26 protein-coding genes are annotated in these 24,579 nt (G+C 56.6%); 11 read left to right on the forward strand and 15 right to left on the reverse strand.

Translation table 11 applies throughout. The features are described 5' to 3' along the window. Positions 1-12: 12 nt before the first annotated feature. The 3 genes from RQI55_RS09210 to RQI55_RS09220 are packed head-to-tail and all read right to left on the reverse strand — an operon-like array spanning position 13 to position 1,892. A complete protein-coding gene (locus RQI55_RS09210) occupies positions 13-576 on the reverse strand; it encodes a biotin transporter BioY (RefSeq protein ID WP_192063854.1) in 564 nt (187 codons plus the stop codon). An 18-nt stretch (positions 577-594) separates the two neighbouring features. Next, positions 595-1,215, reverse strand: coding sequence for an energy-coupling factor transporter transmembrane protein EcfT (locus RQI55_RS09215; protein WP_311272501.1), 621 nt, complete (start codon positions 1,213-1,215; stop codon positions 595-597). Beyond that, positions 1,212-1,892, reverse strand: coding sequence for an energy-coupling factor ABC transporter ATP-binding protein (locus tag RQI55_RS09220; protein ID WP_243256542.1), 681 nt, complete (start codon positions 1,890-1,892; stop codon positions 1,212-1,214). Before RQI55_RS09220 ends, RQI55_RS09215 begins: the two co-directional genes overlap by 4 nt. A 112-nt stretch (positions 1,893-2,004) precedes the next feature. Here RQI55_RS09220 and RQI55_RS09225 point away from each other — a divergent pair, with 112 nt between their 5' ends. Then, entirely contained in the window at positions 2,005-3,189 is a 1,185-nt protein-coding gene (locus RQI55_RS09225; protein WP_243256541.1) for a winged helix-turn-helix domain-containing protein, read from the forward strand. Here RQI55_RS09225 and RQI55_RS09230 read toward each other — a convergent pair. Beyond that, positions 3,186-3,734: a TetR/AcrR family transcriptional regulator gene (locus RQI55_RS09230; RefSeq protein ID WP_243256540.1), complete on the reverse strand. Its 549-nt coding sequence runs from the start codon at positions 3,732-3,734 to the stop codon at positions 3,186-3,188. The genes RQI55_RS09225 and RQI55_RS09230 overlap by 4 nt on opposite strands. Before the next feature lie 161 nt (positions 3,735-3,895). On the opposite strand from RQI55_RS09230, the gene RQI55_RS09235 reads away from it, so the two are divergent. Further along, complete coding sequence (locus RQI55_RS09235) at positions 3,896-4,750, forward strand: alpha/beta fold hydrolase (RefSeq protein WP_243256539.1); 855 nt, start codon at positions 3,896-3,898, stop codon at positions 4,748-4,750. 46 nt (positions 4,751-4,796) lie between these two features. Here RQI55_RS09235 and ribB read toward each other — a convergent pair whose 3' ends face one another. The 3 genes from ribB to RQI55_RS09250 all read right to left on the reverse strand — a co-directional run bounded on the left by ribB (position 4,797) and on the right by RQI55_RS09250 (position 10,295). Continuing rightward, positions 4,797-5,897, reverse strand: a complete 1,101-nt coding sequence (ribB, locus tag RQI55_RS09240; RefSeq protein WP_192063543.1) for a 3,4-dihydroxy-2-butanone-4-phosphate synthase — start codon at positions 5,895-5,897, stop codon at positions 4,797-4,799. Positions 5,898-5,906: 9 nt separating this feature from the next. Continuing rightward, a complete protein-coding gene (gene aroC, locus RQI55_RS09245; protein WP_243256538.1) occupies positions 5,907-7,004 on the reverse strand; it encodes a chorismate synthase in 1,098 nt (365 codons plus the stop codon). Positions 7,005-7,157: 153 nt separating this feature from the next. Continuing rightward, positions 7,158-10,295 (reverse strand): EAL domain-containing protein, encoded by a 3,138-nt coding sequence (locus RQI55_RS09250; protein WP_243256537.1) that lies wholly within the window; start codon positions 10,293-10,295, stop codon positions 7,158-7,160. Positions 10,296-10,582: 287 nt separating this feature from the next. Here RQI55_RS09250 and RQI55_RS09255 point away from each other — a divergent pair, with 287 nt between their 5' ends. Further along, positions 10,583-10,843: a DUF1344 domain-containing protein gene (locus RQI55_RS09255; protein ID WP_042618162.1), complete on the forward strand. Its 261-nt coding sequence runs from the start codon at positions 10,583-10,585 to the stop codon at positions 10,841-10,843. Positions 10,844-10,855: 12 nt separating this feature from the next. Here RQI55_RS09255 and RQI55_RS09260 read toward each other — a convergent pair whose 3' ends face one another. The 4 genes from RQI55_RS09260 to RQI55_RS09275 form a co-directional block, all read right to left on the reverse strand. Next, positions 10,856-11,458, reverse strand: coding sequence for a histidine phosphatase family protein (locus tag RQI55_RS09260; RefSeq protein ID WP_243256536.1), 603 nt, complete (start codon positions 11,456-11,458; stop codon positions 10,856-10,858). A 146-nt stretch (positions 11,459-11,604) separates the two neighbouring features. Further along, positions 11,605-12,423 carry an enoyl-ACP reductase FabI gene (gene fabI / locus RQI55_RS09265; protein WP_243256535.1) on the reverse strand — a complete coding sequence of 273 codons (819 nt, stop codon included), beginning with the start codon at positions 12,421-12,423 and terminating at the stop codon, positions 11,605-11,607. Positions 12,424-12,597: 174 nt separating this feature from the next. Next, positions 12,598-13,695, reverse strand: coding sequence for a DnaJ C-terminal domain-containing protein (locus RQI55_RS09270; RefSeq protein WP_192063548.1), 1,098 nt, complete (start codon positions 13,693-13,695; stop codon positions 12,598-12,600). A 218-nt stretch (positions 13,696-13,913) separates the two neighbouring features. Further along, positions 13,914-14,366 carry an RT0821/Lpp0805 family surface protein gene (locus RQI55_RS09275; RefSeq protein ID WP_243256534.1) on the reverse strand — a complete coding sequence of 151 codons (453 nt, stop codon included), beginning with the start codon at positions 14,364-14,366 and terminating at the stop codon, positions 13,914-13,916. 54 nt (positions 14,367-14,420) lie between these two features. Between RQI55_RS09275 and pdxH the strand changes: the two genes are divergently transcribed. Further along, positions 14,421-15,041, forward strand: coding sequence for a pyridoxamine 5'-phosphate oxidase (pdxH, locus tag RQI55_RS09280; RefSeq protein WP_243256533.1), 621 nt, complete (start codon positions 14,421-14,423; stop codon positions 15,039-15,041). A gap of 2 nt (positions 15,042-15,043) precedes the next feature. Here pdxH and RQI55_RS09285 read toward each other — a convergent pair whose 3' ends face one another. From RQI55_RS09285 to RQI55_RS09300, 4 genes are all read right to left on the reverse strand, one after another. After that, positions 15,044-15,703, reverse strand: coding sequence for an HAD family phosphatase (locus tag RQI55_RS09285; protein ID WP_311272502.1), 660 nt, complete (start codon positions 15,701-15,703; stop codon positions 15,044-15,046). Positions 15,704-15,719: 16 nt separating this feature from the next. Beyond that, positions 15,720-16,157 (reverse strand): VOC family protein, encoded by a 438-nt coding sequence (locus RQI55_RS09290; RefSeq protein ID WP_243256531.1) that lies wholly within the window; start codon positions 16,155-16,157, stop codon positions 15,720-15,722. Positions 16,158-16,301: 144 nt separating this feature from the next. After that, entirely contained in the window at positions 16,302-17,717 is a 1,416-nt protein-coding gene (gene tldD, locus RQI55_RS09295) for a metalloprotease TldD (protein ID WP_311272503.1), read from the reverse strand. A gap of 104 nt (positions 17,718-17,821) precedes the next feature. Next, positions 17,822-18,343 carry an invasion associated locus B family protein gene (locus RQI55_RS09300; protein WP_042618169.1) on the reverse strand — a complete coding sequence of 174 codons (522 nt, stop codon included), beginning with the start codon at positions 18,341-18,343 and terminating at the stop codon, positions 17,822-17,824. Between the two features lie 324 nt (positions 18,344-18,667). On the opposite strand from RQI55_RS09300, the gene coxB reads away from it, so the two are divergent. From coxB to RQI55_RS09335, 7 genes are all read left to right on the forward strand, one after another. Further along, positions 18,668-19,564, forward strand: coding sequence for a cytochrome c oxidase subunit II (coxB, locus tag RQI55_RS09305; protein WP_243256529.1), 897 nt, complete (start codon positions 18,668-18,670; stop codon positions 19,562-19,564). 17 nt (positions 19,565-19,581) lie between these two features. Next, positions 19,582-21,276: a cytochrome c oxidase subunit I gene (gene ctaD / locus RQI55_RS09310; RefSeq protein ID WP_042618171.1), complete on the forward strand. Its 1,695-nt coding sequence runs from the start codon at positions 19,582-19,584 to the stop codon at positions 21,274-21,276. Positions 21,277-21,394: 118 nt separating this feature from the next. Further along, entirely contained in the window at positions 21,395-22,348 is a 954-nt protein-coding gene (locus tag RQI55_RS09315; protein WP_311272565.1) for a heme o synthase, read from the forward strand. Beyond that, positions 22,348-22,479 carry a hypothetical protein gene (locus RQI55_RS09320; RefSeq protein WP_274604068.1) on the forward strand — a complete coding sequence of 44 codons (132 nt, stop codon included), beginning with the start codon at positions 22,348-22,350 and terminating at the stop codon, positions 22,477-22,479. Before RQI55_RS09315 ends, RQI55_RS09320 begins: the two co-directional genes overlap by 1 nt. 28 nt (positions 22,480-22,507) lie before the next feature. Further along, positions 22,508-23,110: a cytochrome c oxidase assembly protein gene (locus RQI55_RS09325; RefSeq protein WP_243256528.1), complete on the forward strand. Its 603-nt coding sequence runs from the start codon at positions 22,508-22,510 to the stop codon at positions 23,108-23,110. A gap of 104 nt (positions 23,111-23,214) precedes the next feature. Then, positions 23,215-24,090, forward strand: coding sequence for a cytochrome c oxidase subunit 3 (locus RQI55_RS09330; RefSeq protein ID WP_243256527.1), 876 nt, complete (start codon positions 23,215-23,217; stop codon positions 24,088-24,090). Positions 24,091-24,174: 84 nt separating this feature from the next. After that, positions 24,175-24,561 (forward strand): DUF983 domain-containing protein, encoded by a 387-nt coding sequence (locus RQI55_RS09335; protein WP_243256526.1) that lies wholly within the window; start codon positions 24,175-24,177, stop codon positions 24,559-24,561. Positions 24,562-24,579: the final 18 nt, after the last annotated feature.

Raw genomic sequence — 24,579 nt, forward strand, 5'->3', positions numbered from 1 at the left:
CTAACGGAAGCGTTAGGCGCGTTGCGGCAACAATGGGTATCCGGCCATAACGGCCCGGCCTGCGAGCGCTGCCAGCACAGCCTTGACGATATCGCCCGGAATGAAGGCCATCGACCCGATGAAGGCTTTTTCGAAGCCGATGCCGGTGGCGAATGCGAGATAGGTGATGCCGAAGGCGTAAAGCGTAACCACGCCGCCCGCAGTGCTCGCGACAAAGAAGCCGCCGAGCTGCGCGAGAGCCGACTGATCCCTGTTGACGAGGCGCTGCGCCAATGCACCGGTTACCAGCGCTGCGAACACCCAGCCAATCAGATAGCCGGTTGTCGGCGTGTAGAAGATCGACAGACCACCGCGACCGCCCGACAGAACCGGAAGGCCGATAGCGGCGATGAGAATGGTGAGGAGAACCGCAAGCGCGCCGCGCTTGGCGCCCAGCACGACACCCGCCAGCATCACGCCAAGCGATTGCGCGGTGATGGGCACGGGAATGAAGCCGAGCGGAATTGGCGGCAACAGGCCAAGTGCGATGATGATGGCCGAAAACAGCGAAATCAGAACGAGGTCACGGGTCTTCATTCTCAACAGGCTCTCTCTTTATAAATCAGAAAACGAGGTTTGGCCTCTGAAACCGCGTGCGTCAATGGCATCGGCAATCGCATCCGCGTCCTTCAACGTCATAATGATAAGCGGAACGAGAATTAAGTGTGGCTTCGTCTCTATTCCGCGAGCCCGATGCGCGTCGCGCAATGTATGGTAGCGGCTGATGACTTCCGGGACGAAACGCACGACGAGGCCCACGGCAAGCCCAACATCCGCTGCATTGGCCAGCCCCAGCTTTTCGAGAGGGGCAAGCGCAAATGTGATTTCATCCATGAACTGCGAAATGCTGACACTGGCCGTGATCGCCGTTGCGAGCAGCGTCAAGGCGGTGAGCCGCAACAGCGTAATCGTCGCATCGAGCGGCGAAATCAGCGCAAAGCTGACGAGTGCGATGACGGCAATGGTGAGCAAGACCGGACGCAGCCTGGCCACCGTTTCTCGCCAGCCGAGACCGGCCTGGGCCAGAACGAAAGTTGCCATGCACAGGGCTGCCAAAAGAAGCAACGGCTGTCGCGTCATAAACAGCGCGATGCTGAAACCGGCAAGGGCAATCAGCTTGATGCGTGGGGAGAGACGGTAGAGCCACCCCGTTCCTTCAACGTGAAGGCTTTTCATGGCAGGGCCAGTTCGCGATAAAGCCGGATGGCGTCTGCAGGCGATGTGTCAGCGTGAAGCTTGCCTTGATGAAACACGACAACGCGATCAAAACTTTCCAACAAGGGCAGGTCATGCGTAATGACGATGAGATCCTGTTCCAGCCCAGCCATCGTGCGCTCCACCAGCGCCCGGTTCTTTAAGTCGAGCTGGTTTGTCGGTTCGTCCATGATGAGGATTTTGGGGCCGGTAATGGTCAGCGCCGCCAAAGCGCAAAGCTGCAATTCGCCACCGGAAAGCTCATGCGCCCGCCGCTTCGCCAGATGCTGAATATCGAAGCGGTGCAGCGTGGCATCCACTGCCGCATCAATGGCGGCCTTGTTCATGCCCCGGTTCTTCAGCCCGAAGCCGATGTCGTCACGTATGATGGGCAGGATGATCTGGTTTTGCGGATTTTGAAAAATGAAGCCGACATCGCGCAGGACGGCAGGGCCATCGGCCACCGTATCCAGCCCGTTGACGCTGACCCGGCCACACGTGGGCTTCGTCAGGCCGTTGATCATCCGCGCGAAGGTGGTCTTGCCCGAACCATTCAGCCCGATAACGCCGATGCGCCGCTCGGTCAGCAGCAGCGACAGCGGCTGCACCGCCACCCGTCCCTCAAAGGACACACCCGCATCGTGAAAACCTATATCCAAAACCGATCCTCAAAATTCCAAGCATCGTTCTATAACCATATGCCCCGACAAACAAAATAAGGAACAAAAAAAGAACGTTGATTTTCGAGCGGCGCGACCCTAGGCTTTTGCCATGGCGATTCTGATTTCGAACGAAGCAGCGAGACGCATCTTTCTGTCCCGTCAGGGGCTGTCGGGGCCACCAGGCCGCGCCATGGACAAGGCTGATCTGCTGGATCTGATCACCGATCTCGGTTTCGTGCAATTGGATAGCATAGCCACGGTCGAGCGTGCGCATCACCAGATCATCTTTTCCCGCAACCAGACCTACAAGCGCCAGCACCTGACAGACCTTCTCGAAAAAGACCGTGCGCTTTTCGAACATTGGACGCATGACGCATCCATCCTTCCAACAGCGTTTTACCCCTATTGGAAGCACCGCTTCCGCCGCCGCGAGCCTGTCATTCTGGAGCGATGGCGCAAATGGCACGGGGAGGGGTTCGATTCTGCTTTCCAGGAAACCTATCGGCGCATAGCGGAAGGTGGTCCCGTCATGTCACGGGACATGAAGGCTGAGGGGCATCAGTCCGGCGGCTGGTGGAACTGGCATCCATCCAAGACTGCGCTGGAATTCCTGTGGCACACGGGCAAGCTCGCCGTCTCAGGGCGGGTGAATTTCCAGAAGGTCTATGATCTTGCCGAGCGTGTTATTCCGCCAGAACATCGCGACCGTGAAGTCCACCACGACGAGTTTATCGACTGGGCCTGCCGTCAGGCGCTGTCGCGGCTCGGCTTTGCGACATCGGGGGAAATCGCAGCATTTTTCGACATCATCACGCCGCAGGAAGCCAGAGAATGGGTCGCGAACCACCGCGATGAACTCTGCGAGGTCACGCTTGCCCATTCCGATGGCGGCAAGGACCGCGCCTCCTACGCCTTCGCAGGCTTTACGGGGGATGATGCTGTGGCGCCACCCCAGCGCATCCGCGTACTCAGCCCCTTTGATCCGCTTTTGCGGGACCGTGCCCGCACGGAACGGCTATTCGGCTTTTTCTATCGCATCGAAGTCTTCGTGCCGGAAGCCAAGCGGCAATATGGCTATTATGTCTTCCCGCTGCTGGAAGGAGACAGGCTGATTGGTCGCATCGACATGAAGGCAGACCGCAAGAACGGCACGCTGGAAGTGAGGCGTCTGTGGCTTGAAAAAGGGGTGCGCGCATCAACCGGCAGGCTGGAAAAGCTGGATGCCGAGCTGAACCGCTTGGCGAAATTTGCCGGCGTGGAAACCGTCCGCTATCTGGATGGCTGGCTAGGTTAAATCGCCTCTTTTCGGACCGCAGCCAGAACGGCGTCGATGGCACGCTCCATGGCAGCCGGATCATCGAACACGGCGAGTAGCAAGGTTGCTCCTTCCAGGCTGACAAGGGCATCCGTGGCGAGGATGGATGCAGCGTCACGCGGCATTGCCTTTTCCAATATGTCGGTCATTCGATCCCGGTGAGCCTGGAAAAAGGTCCGCACGGCTTCCTTGGCAACCGGCGTGTCGTCCCCAACACCATAGGCCAGATGAAATCCGACGCAGCGTTTGCGGTCCATGAGGCTGCCGGCAATGGCGCGCACAACAGCCTCATAGGCCGTGTACCAATCTGAACTGGCAATCTCCGGCTGGGCAAATGTCTCCTCCAGAGTCAGGCTGAGAACCTCGGGCACCAGCGCTTCCTTGTTGGGAAATCGCATATAGAGCGAGGCTTTGCGCAAGCCGACCTTATCGGCCAGATCCTGCATGGACGCGCCGACATAACCCTTCTCCCGAAACAGCTCCCGCGCTTCCTGAATGATCTTTTCCTTGCTGACTTTTGTCATGCCTTGCCCAACTCCACTCACGCCGCCCGCCATGGTGCAGCGAACGCCATCCTGTATCACATATTTTCGCTATTTACAAACGACCGATCGGTAGTATTTTGAATTCGAGAGGCGGATCGCCGGTCCGTGTCGATTTCATCAAAACGATTTTGGAGGCCAATATGGCTATCACTTACAAAAACCAGAAAGTGGGCGAGGTGGATGTCTTCTACCGCGAAGCGGGCGCAAAGGACGGGCCGGTGCTTCTGCTCCTGCACGGGTTTCCGTCATCCAGCCACATGTTCAGGGAGCTTATTCCGATGCTTGCCGATCATTTCCGCGTCATCGCGCCAGATCTGCCCGGGTTCGGATATACCAAGGCTCCGGCACGCGGCACTTTCAACTACACCTTCGACAATCTGGCCAAGGTCATCGATGAGTTCACACAGGCCCTCTCGCTCAAGACTTATGCGCTTTATGTGTTCGATTACGGCGCGCCGACAGGATATCGCCTCGCAGCGGCGCATCCTGAGAGGGTCACGGCCATCATCAGCCAGAACGGCAATGCCTATATGGATGGGTTCAGTGACGAGTGGGGCGCCTGGGAGGCATACTGGCGCAATCCAACTCCGGAAACCCGCGAGGCTTGCCGCGCATCCCTATCGGCGGATGTGATCGAAAACTGGCAATATAAAACCGGCACGAACCCGTGCCGGTTGGGCCCGGATGGCTATATGCTCGATATCGCGCTGATGGCGCGTCCGGGTGCAGAGGATATCCAGCTTGATCTCATTCTAGACTATCGCATCAATCTGGAGCGCTATCCTGAATTTCAGGCCTATTTCCGCAAACACCAGCCCCCGCTTCTTGCGGTCTGGGGTCGCCACGATCCGGCGTTCATTCCCGCTGGAGCGCTGGCTTATAAGCGGGATCTACCGAATGCCGAAATTCATCTGCTGGATACGGGGCATTTCGCGCTGGAAACCCATTGCGAAGAAATTGCCCAGATCATCAAGAGCTTCTTGCGGGCTCTGTGATCTCTCGACACCCCGCACATCTGCGGGGTGTCGAATACGAGGAATATCAACCAATATCGGTCGAGCTTATCCTGATTCCAAACCCTTCAAGGCCAACATAGTGGCGTTCTCTAGACGTCAGAAGTTTGATCGAGCTGATGCCGAGATCCTTGAGGATTTGCGCGCCGAGGCCGATTTCCAGCCATTCATCATCGCGCGTACGGGCCTGAGCGTGGTCTTCCTCCGGGTCGCGGGATCGTCTGCGGCCGGATACCTGGCCAACACCGACGGAACCCTCACGAAGATAGATGATGACGCCACGGCCTTCGGCGGCAATCTTTTCCATATAGTGCTGCACAGGCTGCTTCTTGCCGAACACATCGCCGGCCACATTTTCAGGGTGCAGGCGCACCGGAATATCGACGCCATCCCTGATATCACCAAAGATAACAGCCATGTGTTCCATAGGGTCCCAAGGCAGGGAGTAGGTCTGCACCTTGGCGGGGCCGAACGGCGTATCGAGCGTAAATTCCGATTCCATTTCGACCAGCGTTTCCTTGCGCTGGCGATAGGCGATGAGATCTGCGACCGACACCTGCTTCATGCCATGAGCCTCGGCGAAGGCCGAAACCTGCGGGCCACGCATGACAGTGCCGTCATCATTGACGAGTTCGCTGATGACGCCGATCAGCGGCAAGCCTGCAAGCTTGCACAGATCGACAGCCGCTTCAGTATGGCCGGAGCGCATCAACACGCCGCCCTCGCGAGAGATCAGCGGGAAGATGTGGCCGGGACGGGTGAAATCGGCAGCGCTTGCGTTCGGATTGGCAAGATTGCGAACCGTAACGTTGCGGTCACTGGCGGAAATGCCGGTTGTCGTGCCGTGTTTGAAGTCCACTGAAACCGTAAACGCCGTCGTGTGGGCGCTGTCGTTTTCCGCCACCATGGCGTTGAGGTTGAGGCGTTTGGCCTCATCCCGAGGCATGGGCGTGCAAACGATGCCGGATGTATGGCGCACGATGAAGGCCATTTTTTCCGGTGTGCAATGCACGGCGGCGACAATCAGATCGCCTTCGTTCTCGCGGTCGTCGTCATCCATGACCACAACGATTTCGCCAGCCTCGAAAGCCCTGATGGCTTCAACGACACGTTTCTGATCATATGCCATGCTTGCTTCCTATTTCAAACGTCCGGTCTGGCCGCGGTCCCTGAGATAATGATCGGCAACCGTGCAGGCCACCATGGCTTCGCCAATCGGTACGGCGCGGATGCCGACACATGGATCATGACGACCCTTCGTGCGCACATCGACATTGTTACCATCGGCATCGATGGACTGGCGCTCGGTCAAAATGGAAGATGTCGGCTTGATGGCAAAGCGTGCCACGATGGGCTCACCAGTTGCGATGCCGCCCAGAATGCCGCCAGCATGGTTGGACAGGAAAATGCGCTGGCCATCATTGCCCATGCGCATTTCGTCTGCATTTTCCTCACCCGTCAATTCGGCAGAGGCAAAGCCTTCACCGATTTCCACGCCCTTGACGGCATTGATCGACATGAGGTTGGAGGCGATATCTTGATCGAGCTTGGCATAGATAGGCGCGCCAATTCCTGCCGGAACGCCCTCTGCAACAACTTCCACGACAGCGCCAATGGATGATCCGGCCTTGCGGATGCCATCCAGATACTCTTCCCAAACGGGCACCATGGCGGCGTCGGGGCAGAAAAACGGGTTCTGGTCGACTTGGCGCCAGTCCCAGTTGGCACGGTTGATCTTATGTTTGCCAATCTGCACCAGCGCACCACGAACTGTGAGGCTCGGCACGACCTTACGGGCCAGCGCGCCAGCAGCGACACGGGCGGCGGTTTCGCGGGCGGAAGACCGTCCGCCGCCGCGATAGTCGCGGATGCCGTATTTCAGATCATAGGTAAAATCGGCGTGGCCGGGACGGAAACTGCGGGCGATCTCGCCGTAATCTTTGGACCGCTGGTCGGTGTTCTCGATCATCATGGACACAGGCGTGCCCGTGGTAATCATCGTCTCACCATCCTCGTCCAGCATCACGCCAGACAGAACCTTGACGATGTCGTCTTCACGACGCTGGGTCACGAAGCGGTTCTGGCCGGGCTTGCGCTTGTCCATCCATGTCTGCACTTCGGCAAGCGTGAAGCGAATGCCGGGCGGGCAGCCGTCAATGACGCAGCCAAGAGCCGGTCCATGGCTTTCGCCCCAGGTGGAAACGCGGAAAAGATAACCGAACGTATTATGCGACATATGATCAAACCGAAGCAGCGGCATTCCACGGGTGGAACGCATTTTAAGAAAGAAGCGGCCTTTTCATAGGGTAAAACATGAAAAGGCAAAAGCCTTTCTTTCGCGAGTGCGGTTCGCCTGTTTGCAAATCTTTGTAGTCACCGGCCAAGCCCGTCAGGAAACCATTTTCCATTTTTCCGCGCTAACGAATTTCGTGAATTCCTCCGGCGCAAGCGGTTTTGCAAACGCGTAGCCCTGCAGCATGTCGCAGCCCATCTGTCTCAAAATGTGAGCGTGGTCCTGCGTTTCGACACCCTCGGCGATCGTTTCGACGCCCAGCGAGCGGGCAATATCCACAATCGAACGCACCAGTGATCGCTCTTGCGCCGCATTTGTGATGGGCATGACCAGCTGCCGGTCGATTTTCAGACGCTTCGGCTTGAGGCGCAGAAGGCTGATGATCGAAGTGTGGCCGGTGCCGAAATCATCGATCTCGATGTCGATACCCATCGCCTTGATGCGCTCGATGTTGCTGGTGGCGATGTCCTCGTTGTCATCGAGAAAAATGGCCTCTACCAACTCGAAGGCAACTTCACCCGGCTTGATCCGCAATTGCTTGAGGCTTTCAATCAGGTGATCGTCATGCAGGCGGCGAACCGAAACGTTGACCGATACGCGCGGCACATCGATGCCCTTGATGCGCCAGATTTCCTTGTCCTGCAGTGCGTGTTGCAAAACGATATGGTCGATCGCCGATACGACGTTCAGTTCCTCAGCGATTTTCAGGAATTTGTCCGGTGTTAGAAGGCCGCGCACCGGGTGGCGCCAGCGCACCAATGCTTCCACGCCGGTCAAGGCGTGCGTATTGGCGCAGAATTGCGGCTGATACCATGCTTCGAACTCGCCACGCTCCAGTCCGGCCAGAATTTCGTCAGCGGTTCGCTTGTGGTTGAGAATCTCCGCCTGGAGGTTTTCTGTGAAGAACTCATAGCGATTGCGGCCTGTTGCCTTGGCACGGTAGAGCGCGAGGTCGGCGTTGATCAACGTACGGCGCGGATCCGCCGCATCGCCGTCCGAGAAGGCGATGCCGATGGACACACCACACCGACAGGTAAAGCCTTCGAAATCGAAGGGATGGCTGAAAGCCGCGATGATCTTGGATGCTATCATCTTGATGCTGTCCTTATCGGACAGCGGAGAGATCAGGATCACGAACTCGTCGCCACCAATGCGCGCGACGGTATCTTCCTGGCGCACGTTTCTGGACAATATCTTTGCCGCATGGACAAGAACGGCATCACCGGCCGCATGCCCCAGCGTATCGTTGATCTGCTTGAAGCGGTCGAGATCGAGATGAAGAATGGCAAATTGCTTAGGCCCACCGGATGACAGGGCGTCCAGTGCGCCATCCAGCTTGCGCCGGTTGGCAAGGCCGGTGAGGGGGTCATGCAGCGCATTGTGCTCGATGCTGTTTTTGGCTTCCTCAAGCTCGGCGCTTCTGGCTTCGGCTTCGTCCTTTGCGGTGCTCAACTGTTCGGAGAGCAAGACATCTGCCGTCACATCAAAGGCGATGCCGACGATTTTTCTTGTTCCATCCCGGTTGGTGTTAAGGCGACCGACAACTTTGACGTGGCGAATACCACCATCCGGCAAAATAATACGTTGGGTGATCAGGCGGTTGGGATCGTCCGCTGCCCGATTTCCGTCGCCAAGTGCGCGAGACCGCTCGTCGGGGTGAAGACAGTCGAGATAGGCTTGCCGGGTTATGCGCTTTTCCGGCTCTGGCGGCAGCCCGTAAAGCTCGCACATGCGCTCGTTCCAGATGGCCAGGGAATAGTCGTCTGTCGATTCCCATATGCCGCAATTGTAAGATTCCAGCGCCAGTTTCAGGCGGCCGGAAAGCTCTTCCAGCTCATGTTCCCGGTTTGAAATTTCCTGCAAGGCAAGTTCGAGTTCAGCATTCTTGATGTCGCTGGTGTCTTTTGCTTCGCGCAATTTCTGCGCCATGATCATGTCAGCTGTGACATCCCAGAGAATGCCTGTCGTCTGGTGCGATGCGTCCGGCTTGATGTAACTTGAACCAGCAGAGCGCAGATAACGCACCGCGCCGCCCGGCAGCGCAATTCTGTACACTTCCGATGTGGTTTGTTGACCGGAGGAACAGTTGAAAAAGAAACGAGCCGCCTTCGACCGGTCCTCGGCGACCAGCGCCGTCAGCCACTCGGTCAACAGCAGGCGCTGCTCAACCATCGGAAAACCATGAAGGCTGGCCGCACGCTCATCCAGATAGCAGCGCGATGTGTCGTTCTCTATTTCCCAGATGCCGATGCTCGAGGAATCCATTGCGAGCTTGAAACGCTGTGACAGCTCAAGGAGCTTGGCTTCACGCTGGCGAAGCGTCTTGATATTGCGGTTTCGTTCGGAAAGAAGCAGCCCCGCAACGATGATCGGTAGCAGCATCGATGTGACGGCGATGATGAGCATCGTGCTCAGCGAGCGATAATAGGGCTTTACCGCATCCCAACCGGTCGCGGGCGTGGCGCGGATTTCCCAGTTGGAACCGGGCAGGTCTACGGGCAAGACGACCGGGTCTTCGTGCAATGGCTCCAGAGCCCGGCCCACGACTTCGTTGGTCACGGTATCGCGAATCTCGAAGCGGATATTGTCAGCATGGACTTCGAGCGGAACCTCTGTGTCATATCCGATCGTTCGGAGGAGCTTTTTCCGGTCAACGACGGCAAGGACGAGATCGTTTTGGGCCGCGGCGACCGATCCAGCAGGCGGCACCGTGACGACGATCATGATGGTGCTGCCTTCCGATGCCTCAAAAACATGTGTCTCGGGCAATCGATCTTTTTCCGGCAAAGCAGCCAGCTTGGCCAATTGGTCGCTCAGCATCGTGTTCAGCCGGTCGGTCGGAAAATCCTGCGCCGATTGCGACGCATAAATCTTCTGGAGCTGGAAATTGCGGGCAAAACCAATGGCAATGAAATGATCGGTATGTTGCAGCTGATAGTCCGTCAGCTTGTCCAGGCTTTGCGGCGCGTCAGCCGAGTTGACGGCGAAATGTCCAAGAGAGGTCAGCGTCGCGACGTCGTTGTGCAAACGCATCACGAGGCTGTCATGCAAAAGCTCAAGCGCATAGCGGGCACGGACTTGAAGATCGTCACGCAGGGCGCTGGCACTTTTGTGGTCCACAAGGTGGAACGCACTGAACATGATGCCGGCCATGGCCAAAGCAAGCAGCGCCGCTGCGACACGCTTTTTCGTTAACTCGTTAAGGCGGTCCCCAGCCGCAGCCCAAAAACTCACTCTGCATATCCCTCGGGTTCATCGCGTTCTTCCGCTATACAGACGAAAAAACAATATAGTCTGAATCCGACGATATAGTTCTTGTATCAAGAAATGGTAATTTAAAGAAATTTGTGATGACAGTATTTCTCCACAAGAAGAAACATTGCCTAAAGGCTTGATTAGAGGTTAAAATCCGTTCATCAATTATACCGAAAATGTCATGCTTGTGGGCGAATTCCGCCACATTCCGGAGGCAAATCTTGTTGCACTTGAAGCTCGTCAGAACCCTTAAGGAAGCAATAGCGATGCGTTTGATGATTGCCGCACTTTTGGCCACCGCCGGTCTTTTCGCTCCGTTCAACGCGTCGGCCCAGAGCGTCGATGTCGAATCGACGATCAGTAAGGTCGATGTGAAGGGCCTGACCATTACCTTGGCTGATGGCAAGAGCTATAAAGTGCCCGAGGAATTCAATTTCGACGGTTTGCAGGCTGGTGTGAAGGTTGTCGTGTTCTACACGGAAGTCGATGGCAGACGCGTCGTGGATGACCTTGAGGTTGTCCAGTAAAGGTCTCGCCGCTTATTGAACCGGGTCCATCCACTCAGCCGTCCGGCTTTCAGTGTCGACTTTCAAAATCCTATCCTGCGGTATCGCCGTATCAGCGGCAAGCTGCTTTTCCATATCGGTGACAAGGCGGAAAACGGATCTGATAACGCCGCCATGGCCGACGCAGACGGTTTGACGATCAACGGAAGATAGCCAGGCACCGACCCGCCAGGATTGAATCTCATAGCTTTCAGCATCGTCACCGGGCGGAATGAAATCCCACTTCGCAGCTTTGCGTGCTCTGACTTTTTCGCGCTGGGTTAGTTTGAGTTCGGGAAGGGTGTGGCCTTCCCAATCACCGAAACACACTTCAACAAGGCGCTCATCGGTTCGGTAGGCGTGAGGGTCAAGGCCCATGGCGCCACGAACCAATTCCATGGTTTCGCGTGTACGGCCAAGAGGGCTGGCGACAAAATCGAAATCGCTGGCAGTTTCCCCAAGAATGCTGGAGAGCGTGATGCCGTTTGCAACAGCCTGAGACCGGCCAAGATCATTCAGCGGAATGTCTTTTCGGCCTTGCATCCTGCGCGTCGCATTCCAGTCTGTTTGTCCGTGACGGATGATGTAGACCAGCAAGGCGGCACTCCTGTCTCAAACGACAAACTAAGGGCTAGTCCCGTCGGAACACCCGCGTGCTCCGTCGCCTCAATGCCGGCCCATAGGCGTTGATGGCACACGTCGCGCGAAAGCACCTTACACTTTTGCGCGACGTGCAGCGTTCGTCAGTCCTTGACGACGGAAATATCAGGCGCGTCGACGGCCTTCATGCCAATCGCGTGGTAACCGGAATCGACGTGGTGAACTTCACCTGTCACGCCGGTTGAGAGGTCAGACAGCAGATAAAGCGCGGATTTGCCAACTTCCTCGATGCTCACAGTGCGCTTCAGCGGCGCATTGTATTCATTCCACTTGAGAATGTAGCGGAAGTCGCCGATGCCAGCCGCTGCGAGTGTCTTGATCGGGCCAGCAGATACTGCGTTGACGCGAATGCCACGGTTGCCGAGATCGACCGCCAGATAGCGAACGCTGGCTTCGAGAGCCGCTTTTGCAACACCCATGACGTTGTAATTCGGCATGACTTTTTCAGCGCCATAATAGGTCAGCGTCAGCAGCGCACCGCCATCATTCATCAGCGGCTCGGCGCGTTTTGCAACGGCGGCCAGGGAATATACGGAGATATCCATGGTTCGGTTGAAATTGTCGCGGCTCGTGTCGAGATACCGACCCGTCAGCTCATCCTTGTCGGAAAACGCAATCGCGTGAACGACGAAGTCGAACTTGCCCCAATGCGCCTCAAGATTTGCAAAAACGGCGTCAACTGTTTCAAGATCGGTCACGTCACAGTGGCCGGCCATAAATGCGCCAAGCTCCTGGGCCAATGGTTCAACACGCTTTTTCAGGGCGTCGCCCTGCCATGTGAAAGCCAGTTCAGCGCCTGCATCCGCACACGCCTTTGCAATGCCCCAAGCAATGGAGCGATTGTTTGCGACGCCCATGATGAGGCCGCGCTTGCCAGCCATGAGGCCGGATGTCTGAGCCATTCGATGCTCCCTATACACAAATCAAACCTGCCTATTGCATAGGCTGAACGCAGGTTCAAGCAGCGCGGGATCATCTCGTGTAACCGAACGTAACAAAGGGCGCGTTGTTCACCTCTTTCAACTGTATGCTTCAACGCAAGTGCAACTGTTCCACACGAAAGGGCAGGGCAGCTGCTAGATATAGAGCCCTTCGCGCATATGCCGCATTAGGTCCATGACCTTCGCGTCTGGCGTATCCAGCAGCACCACGCGCAGTTCAACGACAAAATCGCCGTAACCACCGGACGCATCCTTCAGGCCTTTGCCCTCGATGCGAACCGCCCGGTCGGAGCCGGACCATGGTGGAACCGTCGCTTTCAATTCGCCGTGGGGCGATTGAACGGTCGCCTCGCAACCCAGAACCGCATCGGCAAGCGAGATGGAAAAGGTCGTGTGAATATCGAAGTTGCGGATGGAGAATGTGTCATTGCGGGACGAAAGAAGTGTGACCACCAGATCGCCACGAACGGTGTCCGGCAGTTTCAGCCCCTGGCCCTTCAACCGAACGACATGGCCGTCGGTCATCCCCGGCTCCAGCTGGAAGCGAACTTCCCTGTCCTCCGGCATGCCAATTGTCACCCACTTCTGTTCCAGGAGATCAGACACGGTGACGATTGCTTCTGCGGTGATATCAGGAGCTTTTTCTGCAGCAGGTGCCGTTCCCCGGATGCGACGCAGCAGGCCGCTGAAAAAGCTGCCGACCTGTGCCGCGAGCGCTTCGCTTTTTTCCTTGCGTGCAGCAGCATTTTCTTCGCTGGTCATATTGGGATCGTCGGCTTCAGGCTTTGCTGCTGCCGCATGGGCTTTTGCATTTTCGCCGAAAATACGCTCGAGCATGTCCTCGGCTGATTCCGGCTTTGCGGAATCCTGTTTAGCACTTTCCGGCTTGCGCTCGGTCTGGGCACGCGCCTGCGCCTTATCAAGCTCTTCCATGAGCTTCTCGGCAGCCTTGGCACGCTCGGCAGCTTCGCGGGCGGCAGCGCGCTGTTGCATAATGGTCTGGTCGCGTTTTTTGGTCTCGGCGGCGCGTCTGGCCTGATCGTAAAGGCCACGCTTTTTCGGATCTTTCAGCAGATCATAGGCCTGACCGATTTCCGCAAAACGCGCTGTCGCGTCCGGGTCGGTCTGGTTTTGATCGGGATGCACGGCTTTTGCCTGCGAACGCCAAGCAGCCTTTATCTCGTCTGAGCCAGCATCTCTCTGAACACCGAGGATAGAGTAGGGATCACGCATCCGAACCACCAATTAAATATGTCGGTTCAGGCCGTATTCTTTCGTCATGAAAAGCCTGCAACACGAAAACCACCCATCTTGAACGTGCAGGCATTCTTTGCGTTGCATCGTTCATCTTGAAATTGGATTCGACTGTCGCAAGAAGTTGCTAACCAGACCTTTACGCTACGAAGCCATCCGCTGATGCACATGGCCTTATGGTAGACAGGGTAAATGCTTTATTTCTGGCTGAAGCGGGTCATCAACCACTCGCCCGTCTCCGAGAGACAAGCCTGGCCGCTGTAACTGGCCACACCCTCGAAGGAGTGGCGGGTCGTGTCAAACTCCCGGCACACGAAGCCGGTGTTTCTGTCTTCGCGAATGGCTGTGACAACGCCCGCACTGCCGGTCGCCGCATTGGCCCATGGCAATGGTGCATCTGAAATCTTGGCAAGGTCCGCCGAGGTAACAGCATTGCGGATTGTTGCGTCATCGGAAAGAGTCTGCGTGTTTTGCTGGTTGGGCACGGAAGCCGTCGACAAGGATTTGTCGACCTTCTCGCCACCAAAAATATCAAGGCTGACGCAACCGGCCAACATGCCGAGCATCCCCAAGGTCGCGGAAACATTGACGACAGAGCTCAGGAAGCGCTTTGTTCGACTGTTCGACTTTGCTATGACGATCACCATCATTAATCCAGAATCCATCTCTGGTGTGAAAATCAGCTCAGGAGCATTTAATTCAATATGTCGGAAAGTCGGTTAACATCCAGTGACTTTACTGAGGAAAATGAACCTTTTGCACTTTTTGCTAATTGGCTAAAAGACGCAACGGAGTCTGAAATCAATGATCCGAACGCGGTCGCGCTCGCCTCAGTTGACGAAGACGGCATGCCCAGCGTCCGCATGGTTCTCTTGAAACATGCCGATGAGCGCGGTTTTGTGTTCTACACGAATTTCGAGAGCCGCAAGGGCACCGAACTGCTCGGCCAGCCCAAGGGTGCCATGTGTTTCCACTGGAAGAGCCTGCGTCGCCAGGTCCGCGTGCGCGGGCTGGTCGAAGTCGTCAGCGATCAGGAAGCGGACGAGTATTACGCAACGCGCGCACGCGGCAGTCGCATTGGCGCATGGGCATCCAAACAATCACGCCCGCTGGAAAGCCGCTTTGCGCTGGAGAAGGCCGTGGCTGCCTATACCGCAAAATATGCCATCGGTGATATTCCACGCCCGCCGCACTGGTCCGGCTTCCGCATCCAGCCATTGACCATCGAGTTTTGGCAGGACGGCAAGTTCCGCCTGCATGACCGCGTCGAATTTCGCCGGGAAACGCCAGCGGGAGACTGGGCGAAGGTGCGTATGTATCCTTGACGCTAGCGTGAAGCTGCTCTCAACAACTCTGCGACATCCAGAAGGCTGTCGCAGATCGCAACGCATTTCTCGCGCATCGCATCCGTTGCAGGCGCGACGTCTGGCACCATCACGGTTTGTGTGCCCGCACTCCAGGCGGACTGGACGCCGTGGTAGGAATCCTCCAGCGACAGACAATCTTCCGGAGCAAAATTCAAACGTGTCGCTGCGGTGAGATAGGGCAGGGGAGATGGCTTCGGCTCGGCATAATCGCCACGTGCCAGAATATGATCGAACCGCTTCATGATATCGAAGGGGCCGAGGTGCCGGTTGACGGACTCATGACCGGACGAGGTCGCAATGGCGCGGGGCAATCCTAGCTCATCCAGCAGATCGAGAATTTCGAGAACGCCGGTCTTCAGCGCCACCCCGTCGGCCATCTGCACGGCCAGATGCCGCAGCCACGCGTCACGGAATTCTTCCATCGGGAAGTCTTGGCCATAGTCGGCACGGATGGTTGCCGTGATCACATTCCATGGACTGCCGCAGACCTTTTGATAGATCTCCACCGCCATGCCATGTCCACCTTCATCCGAGGCGGCCAGAAACGAATCCCGGTAGTGTTTTTCGCTCTCGATGAGGACGCCGTCCATGTCGAAGATGACGGCCTTAGGCCTGCGCAACAATTTCACCACCGGCTCAACCAAATCGGAACGGGCGTTCGCCCAGGCTCTCAAAAGGACGGACAAGATATCCGTCAGGATCGGCCACGATGAATTGCCGGTTGCCGATTTCCGTCTCGCCGCGGCGATACCACTTCTCTTCAAGCGGCAGGTAAAGCTCGATACCGGCGCGCTCAAGACGGTCCAGAATGGCTTCCAGCGATGGCACAACGATTTGTAGGTTCATGCCGCGCCCGAAGGGATAATTGATCGGCACCTTGCCGTCTTCAAACGTTCTTCCCGCGCCCAGCTGGTCGATCATCAGTTGCGCATCGCCCAATGCAAGATAGGTGAACCCTTCTTCGGGCCGCTCGTAAACCACATGAAAACCAATGAGATCGCAGTAGAACGAGCGCGACTTTGGCCAATCGCTGACGGCAAGTTCGGGCACGAGAGCATTTGCAGTAAATGTCATTGGGCTGGGTATCACCTTTTGAAAATGAATTGCGTTGGATGTCTTTCCAATAAGCTATGATAACGTCAGACGAGTAGAATTGTTGCAGTGCAGAAAACCTGAGCCCGGCATCAGCATTCTGAAGTCGGGCTTCTCTTTCCGCATTTAAGCCTTGGTTCCACCAACGGTAATCTGGTCCATCCGCAGATGAGGCTGGCCGACACCGACCGGAACCCACTGACCGGCTTTCCCGCAATTTCCGACGCCGGTATCGAGTTTCATGTCATTGCCGATCATCGAAACGCGTTTCATCGCGTCCGGCCCGTTGCCGATCAACATGGCACCCTTGACCGGCGCGCCGATCTTGCCGTTTTCGATGAGATAGGCTTCCGTGCAGCCGAAGACGAACTTGCCTGAGGTGATATCGACCTGCCCGCCGCCGAAGGAGACCGCATAAATACCCTTCTTGACCGAAGCGATGATTTCTTCCGGCGTCTTGTCGCCGCCCAGCATATAGGTGTTGGTCATGCGCGGCATTGGCACATGGGCATAGCCTTGGCGACGGCCATTTCCGGTGGCCTTCTGCCCCATCAGCCGTGCGTTCTGCCGGTCCTGCATGTAGCCGACAAGCCTGCCATTTTCGATCAGCACATTATAGGCCGAAGGGGTGCCTTCGTCGTCAATCGTGATCGAGCCGCGACGATTATCGATGGTGCCGTCATCCACCACGGTCACGCCGGGGGCGGCCACCATTTCTCCCAACAGTCCGGCAAAGGCCGAGGTTTTCTTGCGGTTGAAATCACCTTCCAACCCGTGGCCGACAGCTTCGTGCAGCATGACCCCCGGCCAGCCAGCGCCCAACACAACGTCCATCGTACCAGCTGGTGCATCAATGGCGGTCAGATTGACGAGCGCCTGTCTCAATGCTTCATCTGCGCCACGCGGCCAGTTTTCCGTAGTGATGAAATCACCGAAACCGACGCGACCGCCTATGCCATAGGAACCGCTCTCCTGCCGGTCGCCTTCACCGGCTACGACAGATATGTTGATGCGTGTCATGGGCCTGATATCACTGACCCGGTGCCCATCGGCGCGCAGAATATCGACCACCTGCCAGCTGGCCGCAACGCTTGCAGTCACCTGGCGAACCTTCGGATCCTTATCGCGTAGATAGGCATCGATCTCCGTTAGAAGCTTGACCTTCTCCTCAAAGCTCGGAGAGCCGATCGGATTTTCATCGCCATAGAGTTTCTTGTTGGTGCGCTGAGGTGCCGCCGCATAGGAGCCGGAATAGCCCTTCGTCACAGCGCCAACGGCGTCGGATGCCCGCCCGAGTGCGCCAAGCGAAAGCTCGCCCGCATGGGCATAACCCACCGTTTCACCTGCAACGGCGCGCAGACCAAAGCCCTGATCGGTGTTGAAGCTGCCGCCCTTGAGGCGACCATTGTCAAAGGTCAGCGATTCTGCCTGCGCGTGTTCAACGAACAATTCGCCATCATCAGCACCAGAAAGCGCATCGGCGACCTTGGCGCGCAACTGCCCTTCATCGCAATCGAAAAGGGTCAAGAGATCTTGGGTCATCGCGGGCTCCGGTTCTGGCTGTTCCTGAGCATCGGATAGCGGTCACATGCAATACCCGATGTCTCAGCGCATTTAAGCGCTAGGACGCGCCCGCGCAAGATTGATCAAGGAAGCGTGTCGTAGCCTTCGGCAAAGCCGCGCAACTCGATGGGAATGCCAACGCGGTCCTGATCTACGGATTCGCGCAAGGCAAACACCGCGTTCTTGCCGGCGCGCAGCACTTTCAGCAATTCATCGTCAATATCGACTTCCACATAGCACCCTTCGGAAAAGCAGCGGGTGAAATAGGCACGGCCAATATTGTTGTTGTCGATATAGAGTTCCATCCCATCCTTCAGCAGAACGCCGAGCGGGGCAAGAATGCGCAGAATGCGGGATTTGCGATCCGCCGTCTTCAGAATGACAACTGAAAGGCCAACCTCCGGACGGTCATCCGCAATCACGTTCTGCATCAGAGCGCATTGCTCTTCAGATGCGCCCGCAGGCTTGTCACAGATGACGGACCACGCACCATGCGTCGATTTGGGCGTGCCGGGCTGCTGTTGCTGGGCAAAACCCGCAGCCGGAACGATAAGGGAAAGACCGGCGGCGATAATAAAACCGCGCGCAATCGGAGACAGACGCATGGATACCTCAGGAATTCGAATCAGTGTGGCTATTTTGACGTCCCGCAGCGGAAAGAAAAGAGCCGCCACCCTCAATTCCAAGCGAGTACGGCCAAAATAGGACTTTGCGGCGCATTGATCGCAGTCTTTATCGCAAACCAACCGTTGCAAGTGGTGGTGGCGGCGCTTCGCTGGTAAGATGAAGCAGGATAGAGCTAAAAATGGTTCGGTTGCAAACCAAGGCGATATTGCGGCGACAGGCAAACTATGATTTGAAGTCTACTCTATATGCATGGATTCTGCGTTTGAGATTGATCATGATCAAACGCGTGAGGGAGAGGTACCGTGACTAACAGAATTTACGCAAGCTTGGTGGGCGGTATCTGTCTGCTCACGGCTGGCGGCGCAAGCGCCGATCAGCCGAAAGAGTGGCAGATGGGTTTGCAGGAGGCGGCAACGCCCATCATGCATGAAATTCGCTGGTTCGAACAATATACGCTTTGGTTCATTGTTCCTGTCACGCTGTTTGTGCTTGCATTGTTGATTATCGTCGCGGTCAAATTCCGCGCATCGGCAAATCCGGTCCCTTCCAAGACCAGCCATAACACGGCGATTGAGATTGTCTGGACGCTGGCTCCGGTTCTCATCCTCATGTTCCTGGCGTTCCCGTCGTTCAACCTGTTGAACGCCCAGCTGACCCAGCCGGAAAATCCGGATATCACGCTGAAGGCGACGGCGACCCAGTGGCAGTGGAATTATGAGTATACAGCCGCCGAAGGTGCCGAGCCCCTGGCTTTCGATAGCTACATGCTGAAGGAAGCCGACCGTGCGAGTGCTGGCAAGGTTGATGTGGCCCGCTATCCACGCCTTTTGGCTGTCGATAACGAAATGGTTGTTCCTGTTGGCAAAACAGTACGCCTGCTCGTTACCGCAGCTCCAACAGACGTTATTCACGCCTTCGCAATGCCCGCTTTCGGCGTCAAGATCGATGCCGTGCCGGGTCGCCTGAACGAAACGTGGTTCAAGCCTGAAAAAGAAGGCCTGTATTACGGCCAGTGCTCCGAGCTTTGCGGCAAGGATCACGCTTACATGCCAATCGCCATACGAGTGGTTTCCGACGAGCAATACGCAACCTGGTATGCTGCTGCCGCCTCAGATCTTGGTGGTGCGAACCGGGCGCTCATGGCGTCGGTGGATGGTGCATCGCGCACCGTTCAGCTTGCCGAAAACGAAACCAAGTAACGTAGGGAGTGGGCACAATGGCTGGACCATCCGCACACGACAATCACCAATCTCACGTCCATGACGTTCATCATGACGACCACGCGCACCACGCGCACAAGCCGACTTTCTTTCAGCGCTGGTTTCTATCGACCAACCACAAGGATATCGGCACGCTTTACCTGATCTTCGCAATCATTGCCGGTATTCTCGGTGGTGGACTTTCCGTTGTCATGCGCATGGAATTGCAGGAACCGGGCATTCAGATTTTCCACGGTCTCGCGACCATGGTCTATGGTTTCGAAGGCGATGCTGCCATTGATGGCGGCAAGCACATGTACAATGTGTTCACCACTGCGCATGCGCTCATCATGATCTTCTTCATGGTCATGCCTGCCATGATTGGCGGATTTGCCAACTGGATGGTCCCGATCATGATCGGTGCACCTGACATGGCGTTCCCGCGTCTGAACAACATTTCCTTCTGGCTGATCGTTCCTGCCTTCATCCTTCTTCTGCTTTCGCTCTTCGTTGAGGGACCTGCAGGTGCCTATGGTGTGGGTGGCGGCTGGACTATGTATCCGCCGCTTTCGACGAGCGGTATGCCGGGGCCTGCGGTGGATCTCGCGATCTTCGCGCTTCACGTTGCGGGTGCTTCGTCCATCCTGGGTGCTATCAACTTCATCACCACGATCCTCAACATGCGTGCGCCGGGCATGACCCTGCACAAGATGCCGTTGTTTGCCTGGTCCGTTCTGGTCACGGCTTTCCTTCTGCTCTTGTCCTTGCCAGTTCTGGCAGGCGGCATCACCATGCTGCTGACCGACCGTAACTTCGGAACGACATTCTTCTCGCCGGAAGGCGGCGGTGATCCAATCCTTTACCAGCACCTGTTCTGGTTCTTCGGTCACCCTGAAGTTTACATTCTGATCCTGCCCGGCTTCGGCATCATCAGCCACATCGTATCGACATTCTCCAAGAAGCCGATCTTCGGTTATCTCGGCATGGCCTACGCCATGGTCGCCATCGGCGCAGTCGGCTTCATCGTGTGGGCGCACCACATGTACACGGTCGGCCTGTCGCTGGAAGCGCAGCGCTACTTCGTCTTCGCAACCATGGTCATCGCGGTTCCGACAGGCATAAAGATCTTCTCCTGGATCGCCACGATGTGGGGCGGCTCTCTGACCTTCTCGACACCGATGATCTGGGCAATCGGCTTCATCTTCCTCTTCACTGTGGGTGGTGTGACCGGCGTTCAGCTTGCCAATGCAGGTCTCGACCGTTCGCTGCATGACACTTACTATGTGGTTGCGCACTTCCATTACGTTCTGTCTCTGGGCGCTGTCTTCGCTATCTTCGCTGGCTGGTACTATTGGTTCCCGAAGATCACGGGCTACATGTACAGCGAGAAGATCGGCAACCTCCACTTCTGGGTCATGTTCGTCGGTGTGAACCTCATCTTCTTCCCGCAGCACTTCCTCGGTCTTGCTGGCATGCCGCGTCGTTACATCGATTATCCTGACGCATATGCCGGTTGGAACGCTGTATCGTCCTACGGCTCTTACATCTCGGCCGTCGCGGTATTGATCTTCCTCGCCGGTGTTTGGGAAGCCTTTGCCAAGAAGCGCGTTGCGGGTGACAATCCTTGGGGTGAAGGTGCAACAACACTGGAATGGCAGCTGTCTTCGCCGCCGCCATATCACCAGTGGGAACAGCTTCCCCGTATCCGCTGAGGCATTTTGTCCAAGGGTGTCGTTTAGCTGAACATGATAAATGTCAGTTTCACACTTGGACGAAAGACATCAAGGAGCGCCGCCATTCTGCGCGGCGTTTCCTATGAAAGCAGGAAATATGACCGTTATCGACAACAGCGATACGCTGGATATGGATGGCCTCAGGCTGTCTGAAGCGGGTGCGCGCGATTTCTTTGAACTGCTGAAGCCCCGCGTCATGTCGCTGGTGGTCTTCACCGGTTTCGCCGGCCTCGTGCTCGCACCAGGCAGCATCAATCCGGTGCTGGCCGTTATCGCCATTCTCTGTATCGCCGTGGGTGCTGGCGCGTCCGGCGCGCTGAACATGTGGTACGACGCCGATATCGATGCCGTGATGACGCGTACCGCCAAGCGACCTATTCCATCGGGCCGGATTGCGCCGCGTGAAGCGCTGGCTTTCGGCATGACGCTGTCTGTCTTTTCCGTCGCCATCCTCGGTCTTGCCGTCAACTGGTTTGCCGCGGGTCTTCTGGCCTTTACGATTTTCTTCTACGCCGTCGTCTACACCATGTGGCTGAAGCGTTCGACACCGCAAAACATCGTTATCGGTGGAGCGGCTGGCGCATTCCCGCCCATGCTCGGCTGGGCCTGCGTCACCGGTGGCGTGTCGCTCGACAGCACGATCCTGTTCATGATCATCTACCTGTGGACGCCTGCACATTTCTGGGCACTGGCTCTCTTCAAGATGCGCGATTATGGCTCTGTCGGCATCCCCATGATGCCGAATGTGGCGGGTGAACGTTCAACCAAAAACCAGATGATCGCCTATTCGCTGCTGACGGCGGTCGCTGCGGTCGCGCCCTATTTCACCGGGCTTGCTGGCACGGGTTACGGCATATTCGCCGCTGTCCTGAGCGCCGTCTTCATCTGGTGTTCCATCTCGGTCCGGCGCATGCCGGATGGCGATGAGCGCATGGTTCAGGCCAAGAAGATGTTTGCCTATTCAGTGTTCTATCTGTTTGCGATTTTCTCCGGCCTTCTGGCCGATCATCTGGTGCCATCGTTTCTGACGTTGGTGGGAGGAGCCGCCTGATGGAAACAATTAAGCTCAATGAGGCACAGAAAAAGTCGAGACGCGGACGCAACATCGCACTCGGAATTGTTCTGGCCGCTCTCGTGGTTCTCTTCTACATCATCACCATCATAAAAATCGGCGATTTTTGACCGCTGAGCGGCAGGAGGGGGAGGCGACATGGCAGTGAGTGACACACGCGCGGCGAAGACGAGCAATGCCTCGATCCTTGTTCTGTGCCTGATTTTCGTCTGCTGCATGGTCGGCATGGCCTATGCATCGGTGCCGCTTTACCGCCTTTTCTGCCAGGTCACTGGCTATAACGGCACCACTCAGCGTGTCGAACAATATTCCGATTTCATTCTCGACAAGAAGATGAAGGTGACGTTCGACTCCAATACGTCGAACGGCTTGAACTGGGATTTTCACCCTGTCGACAAGATGGTTGAGCCAAAGATTGGCGAGACTGTGCAGGTCATGTTCAGAGCGACGAACCGTTCGGCTGTCGCAACCACCGGGTCGGCGGTTTTCAACGTCACGCCAATGGAAGCTGGAGCCTATTTCAACAAGGTCCAGTGCTTCTGCTTTACCGAGACAACACTTCAGCCCGGTGAAACTTTGGAAATGCCGGTGGTGTTCTTCATAGACCCTGAGATCGTCAACGCTCGGGAAACGAGAAACGTTCATACATTGACGTTGTCCTACACATTCTATCCGTCCAAGACGGAAAAACCAGTTGCGTCCTTGCCGGTAAAGGCTGAACGTGACGAGGCGAAACTTTGAGAGAGGGAGGCACGGCCGGTTTCGGTCGTGCTGCATGGGTAGCCTTTGTTCAGAGGGCTGCTTAATCGAGTGAGACTAGGGAAGAGCCTGCGGGGATCGATCACATGGCAGACACACATCAGAAGAACCACGACTACCATATCATAGACCCCAGCCCATGGCCGCTTCTGGCCTCGATCGGCGCATTTGTGCTGACCTTTGGTGGCGTCTGTTACATGCGCTATCTTTCTGGCGGCTCCATGAAGATGTTCGGCATGGAATGGGCAAACCCCTGGCTGTTCTATATCGGCCTCGCAATCGTGCTTTACACCATGTACGCATGGTGGGCTGACACGGTGAAGGAAGGCAATGAAGGCCACCATACCCGCGTCGTCTCGCTGCACCTGCGCTATGGTATGATCATGTTTATCGCGTCCGAAGTCATGTTCTTCGTGGCTTGGTTCTGGGCCTATTTCGACGCGAGCCTCTACCCGCATGAGGCCATTCAGGCTGCGCGTGTCGAGTACACCGGTGGGCAGTGGCCGCCAAAGGGCATCGAGGTTCTCGATCCATGGCATTTGCCGCTCTACAACACCGTCATTCTGCTTCTGTCCGGCACCTGCGTAACCTGGGCGCACCACGCGCTGCTGCACAATGATCGCAAGGGCCTCATCAGCGGACTTGCACTGACAGTTGCACTGGGAGCGTTCTTCTCCTTCGTGCAGGTCTATGAGTACATGGAAGCACCGTTTGACTTCAAAAACTCGATTTACGGCGCGACGTTCTTCATGTCGACAGGCTTCCATGGCTTCCACGTCTTCATCGGCACGGTCTTCCTGATGGTCTGCCTCATCCGCGCCATCGCTGGCGGCTTCACGGCCAAGCAGCATTTCGGCTTCGAGGCTGCTGCTTGGTATTGGCACTTTGTTGACGTGGTCTGGCTGTTCCTGTTTTTCGCCATCTATGTCTGGGGTGGCTGGGGCGCACCGCTCGCACACTGAAACGACATAAGAAGTTGATCAAAGGGCGGCGCGTGCCGCCCTTTGTTTTTGTGTGAGACGGACAATCATGTCGAGGAGGATATGATGACCCAAGACGACGAGCCGCAATACCCACCGGTCGACCCGGTAAAGGCTGGCCTGCAAAGCTGCTGCCCGCGTTGCGGAATGGGCGGGCTGTTCGCTGGCTTTCTGAAGCTGAAACCGAAATGCAGCGCGTGCGGCCTTGATTACAGTTTTGCCGACGCGGGTGAGGGACCTGCGGTCCTTGTCATGCTGATTGTCGGTTTCCTGATCATCGGGCTGGCGCTCTGGTTCGATGCCAGCTTTGCGCCGCCGGTGTGGCTCCATGCCTTGATCTGGATACCCACGGCCATCATTCTGTCCCTTGTTCTTTTGAAGAAGATGAAAGGCGTGATGATCGCCTTGCAATATCGCTATAAAGCCAGTGAAGGCCAGATTGACAGTGACTGACAAAAACCTTCTTCAAGC

This window comes from Rhizobium sp. WCS2018Hpa-16, assembly GCF_031843705.1.
Taxonomy (GTDB): domain Bacteria; phylum Pseudomonadota; class Alphaproteobacteria; order Rhizobiales; family Rhizobiaceae; genus Agrobacterium; species Agrobacterium tumefaciens_C.

Bases quoted from the DNA above. Each gene is read 5' to 3' on its own strand.
- RQI55_RS09325 (WP_243256528.1), top strand. From the start codon at position 22,508: ATGGCAGTGAGTGACACACGCGCGGCGAAGACGAGCAATGCCTCGATC.
- aroC (WP_243256538.1), bottom strand. From the start codon at position 7,004: ATGTCGCATAATACGTTCGGTTATCTTTTCCGCGTTTCCACCTGGGGC.
- RQI55_RS09215 (WP_311272501.1), bottom strand. From the start codon at position 1,215: ATGAAAAGCCTTCACGTTGAAGGAACGGGGTGGCTCTACCGTCTCTCC.
- RQI55_RS09270 (WP_192063548.1), bottom strand. From the start codon at position 13,695: ATGCGTGATCCCTACTCTATCCTCGGTGTTCAGAGAGATGCTGGCTCA.
- fabI (WP_243256535.1), bottom strand. From the start codon at position 12,423: ATGGCTCAGACATCCGGCCTCATGGCTGGCAAGCGCGGCCTCATCATG.
- RQI55_RS09315 (WP_311272565.1), top strand. From the start codon at position 21,395: ATGACCGTTATCGACAACAGCGATACGCTGGATATGGATGGCCTCAGG.
- ctaD (WP_042618171.1), top strand. From the start codon at position 19,582: ATGGCTGGACCATCCGCACACGACAATCACCAATCTCACGTCCATGAC.
- RQI55_RS09235 (WP_243256539.1), top strand. From the start codon at position 3,896: ATGGCTATCACTTACAAAAACCAGAAAGTGGGCGAGGTGGATGTCTTC.
- RQI55_RS09255 (WP_042618162.1), top strand. From the start codon at position 10,583: ATGCGTTTGATGATTGCCGCACTTTTGGCCACCGCCGGTCTTTTCGCT.
- tldD (WP_311272503.1), bottom strand. From the start codon at position 17,717: ATGACCCAAGATCTCTTGACCCTTTTCGATTGCGATGAAGGGCAGTTG.
- RQI55_RS09320 (WP_274604068.1), top strand. From the start codon at position 22,348: ATGGAAACAATTAAGCTCAATGAGGCACAGAAAAAGTCGAGACGCGGA.
- RQI55_RS09230 (WP_243256540.1), bottom strand. From the start codon at position 3,734: ATGACAAAAGTCAGCAAGGAAAAGATCATTCAGGAAGCGCGGGAGCTG.
- RQI55_RS09300 (WP_042618169.1), bottom strand. From the start codon at position 18,343: ATGCGTCTGTCTCCGATTGCGCGCGGTTTTATTATCGCCGCCGGTCTT.
- RQI55_RS09210 (WP_192063854.1), bottom strand. From the start codon at position 576: ATGAAGACCCGTGACCTCGTTCTGATTTCGCTGTTTTCGGCCATCATC.
- RQI55_RS09335 (WP_243256526.1), top strand. From the start codon at position 24,175: ATGACCCAAGACGACGAGCCGCAATACCCACCGGTCGACCCGGTAAAG.
- ribB (WP_192063543.1), bottom strand. From the start codon at position 5,897: ATGGCATATGATCAGAAACGTGTCGTTGAAGCCATCAGGGCTTTCGAG.
- RQI55_RS09290 (WP_243256531.1), bottom strand. From the start codon at position 16,157: ATGACATTTACTGCAAATGCTCTCGTGCCCGAACTTGCCGTCAGCGAT.
- RQI55_RS09225 (WP_243256541.1), top strand. From the start codon at position 2,005: ATGGCGATTCTGATTTCGAACGAAGCAGCGAGACGCATCTTTCTGTCC.
- pdxH (WP_243256533.1), top strand. From the start codon at position 14,421: ATGTCGGAAAGTCGGTTAACATCCAGTGACTTTACTGAGGAAAATGAA.
- RQI55_RS09330 (WP_243256527.1), top strand. From the start codon at position 23,215: ATGGCAGACACACATCAGAAGAACCACGACTACCATATCATAGACCCC.
- RQI55_RS09275 (WP_243256534.1), bottom strand. From the start codon at position 14,366: ATGATGGTGATCGTCATAGCAAAGTCGAACAGTCGAACAAAGCGCTTC.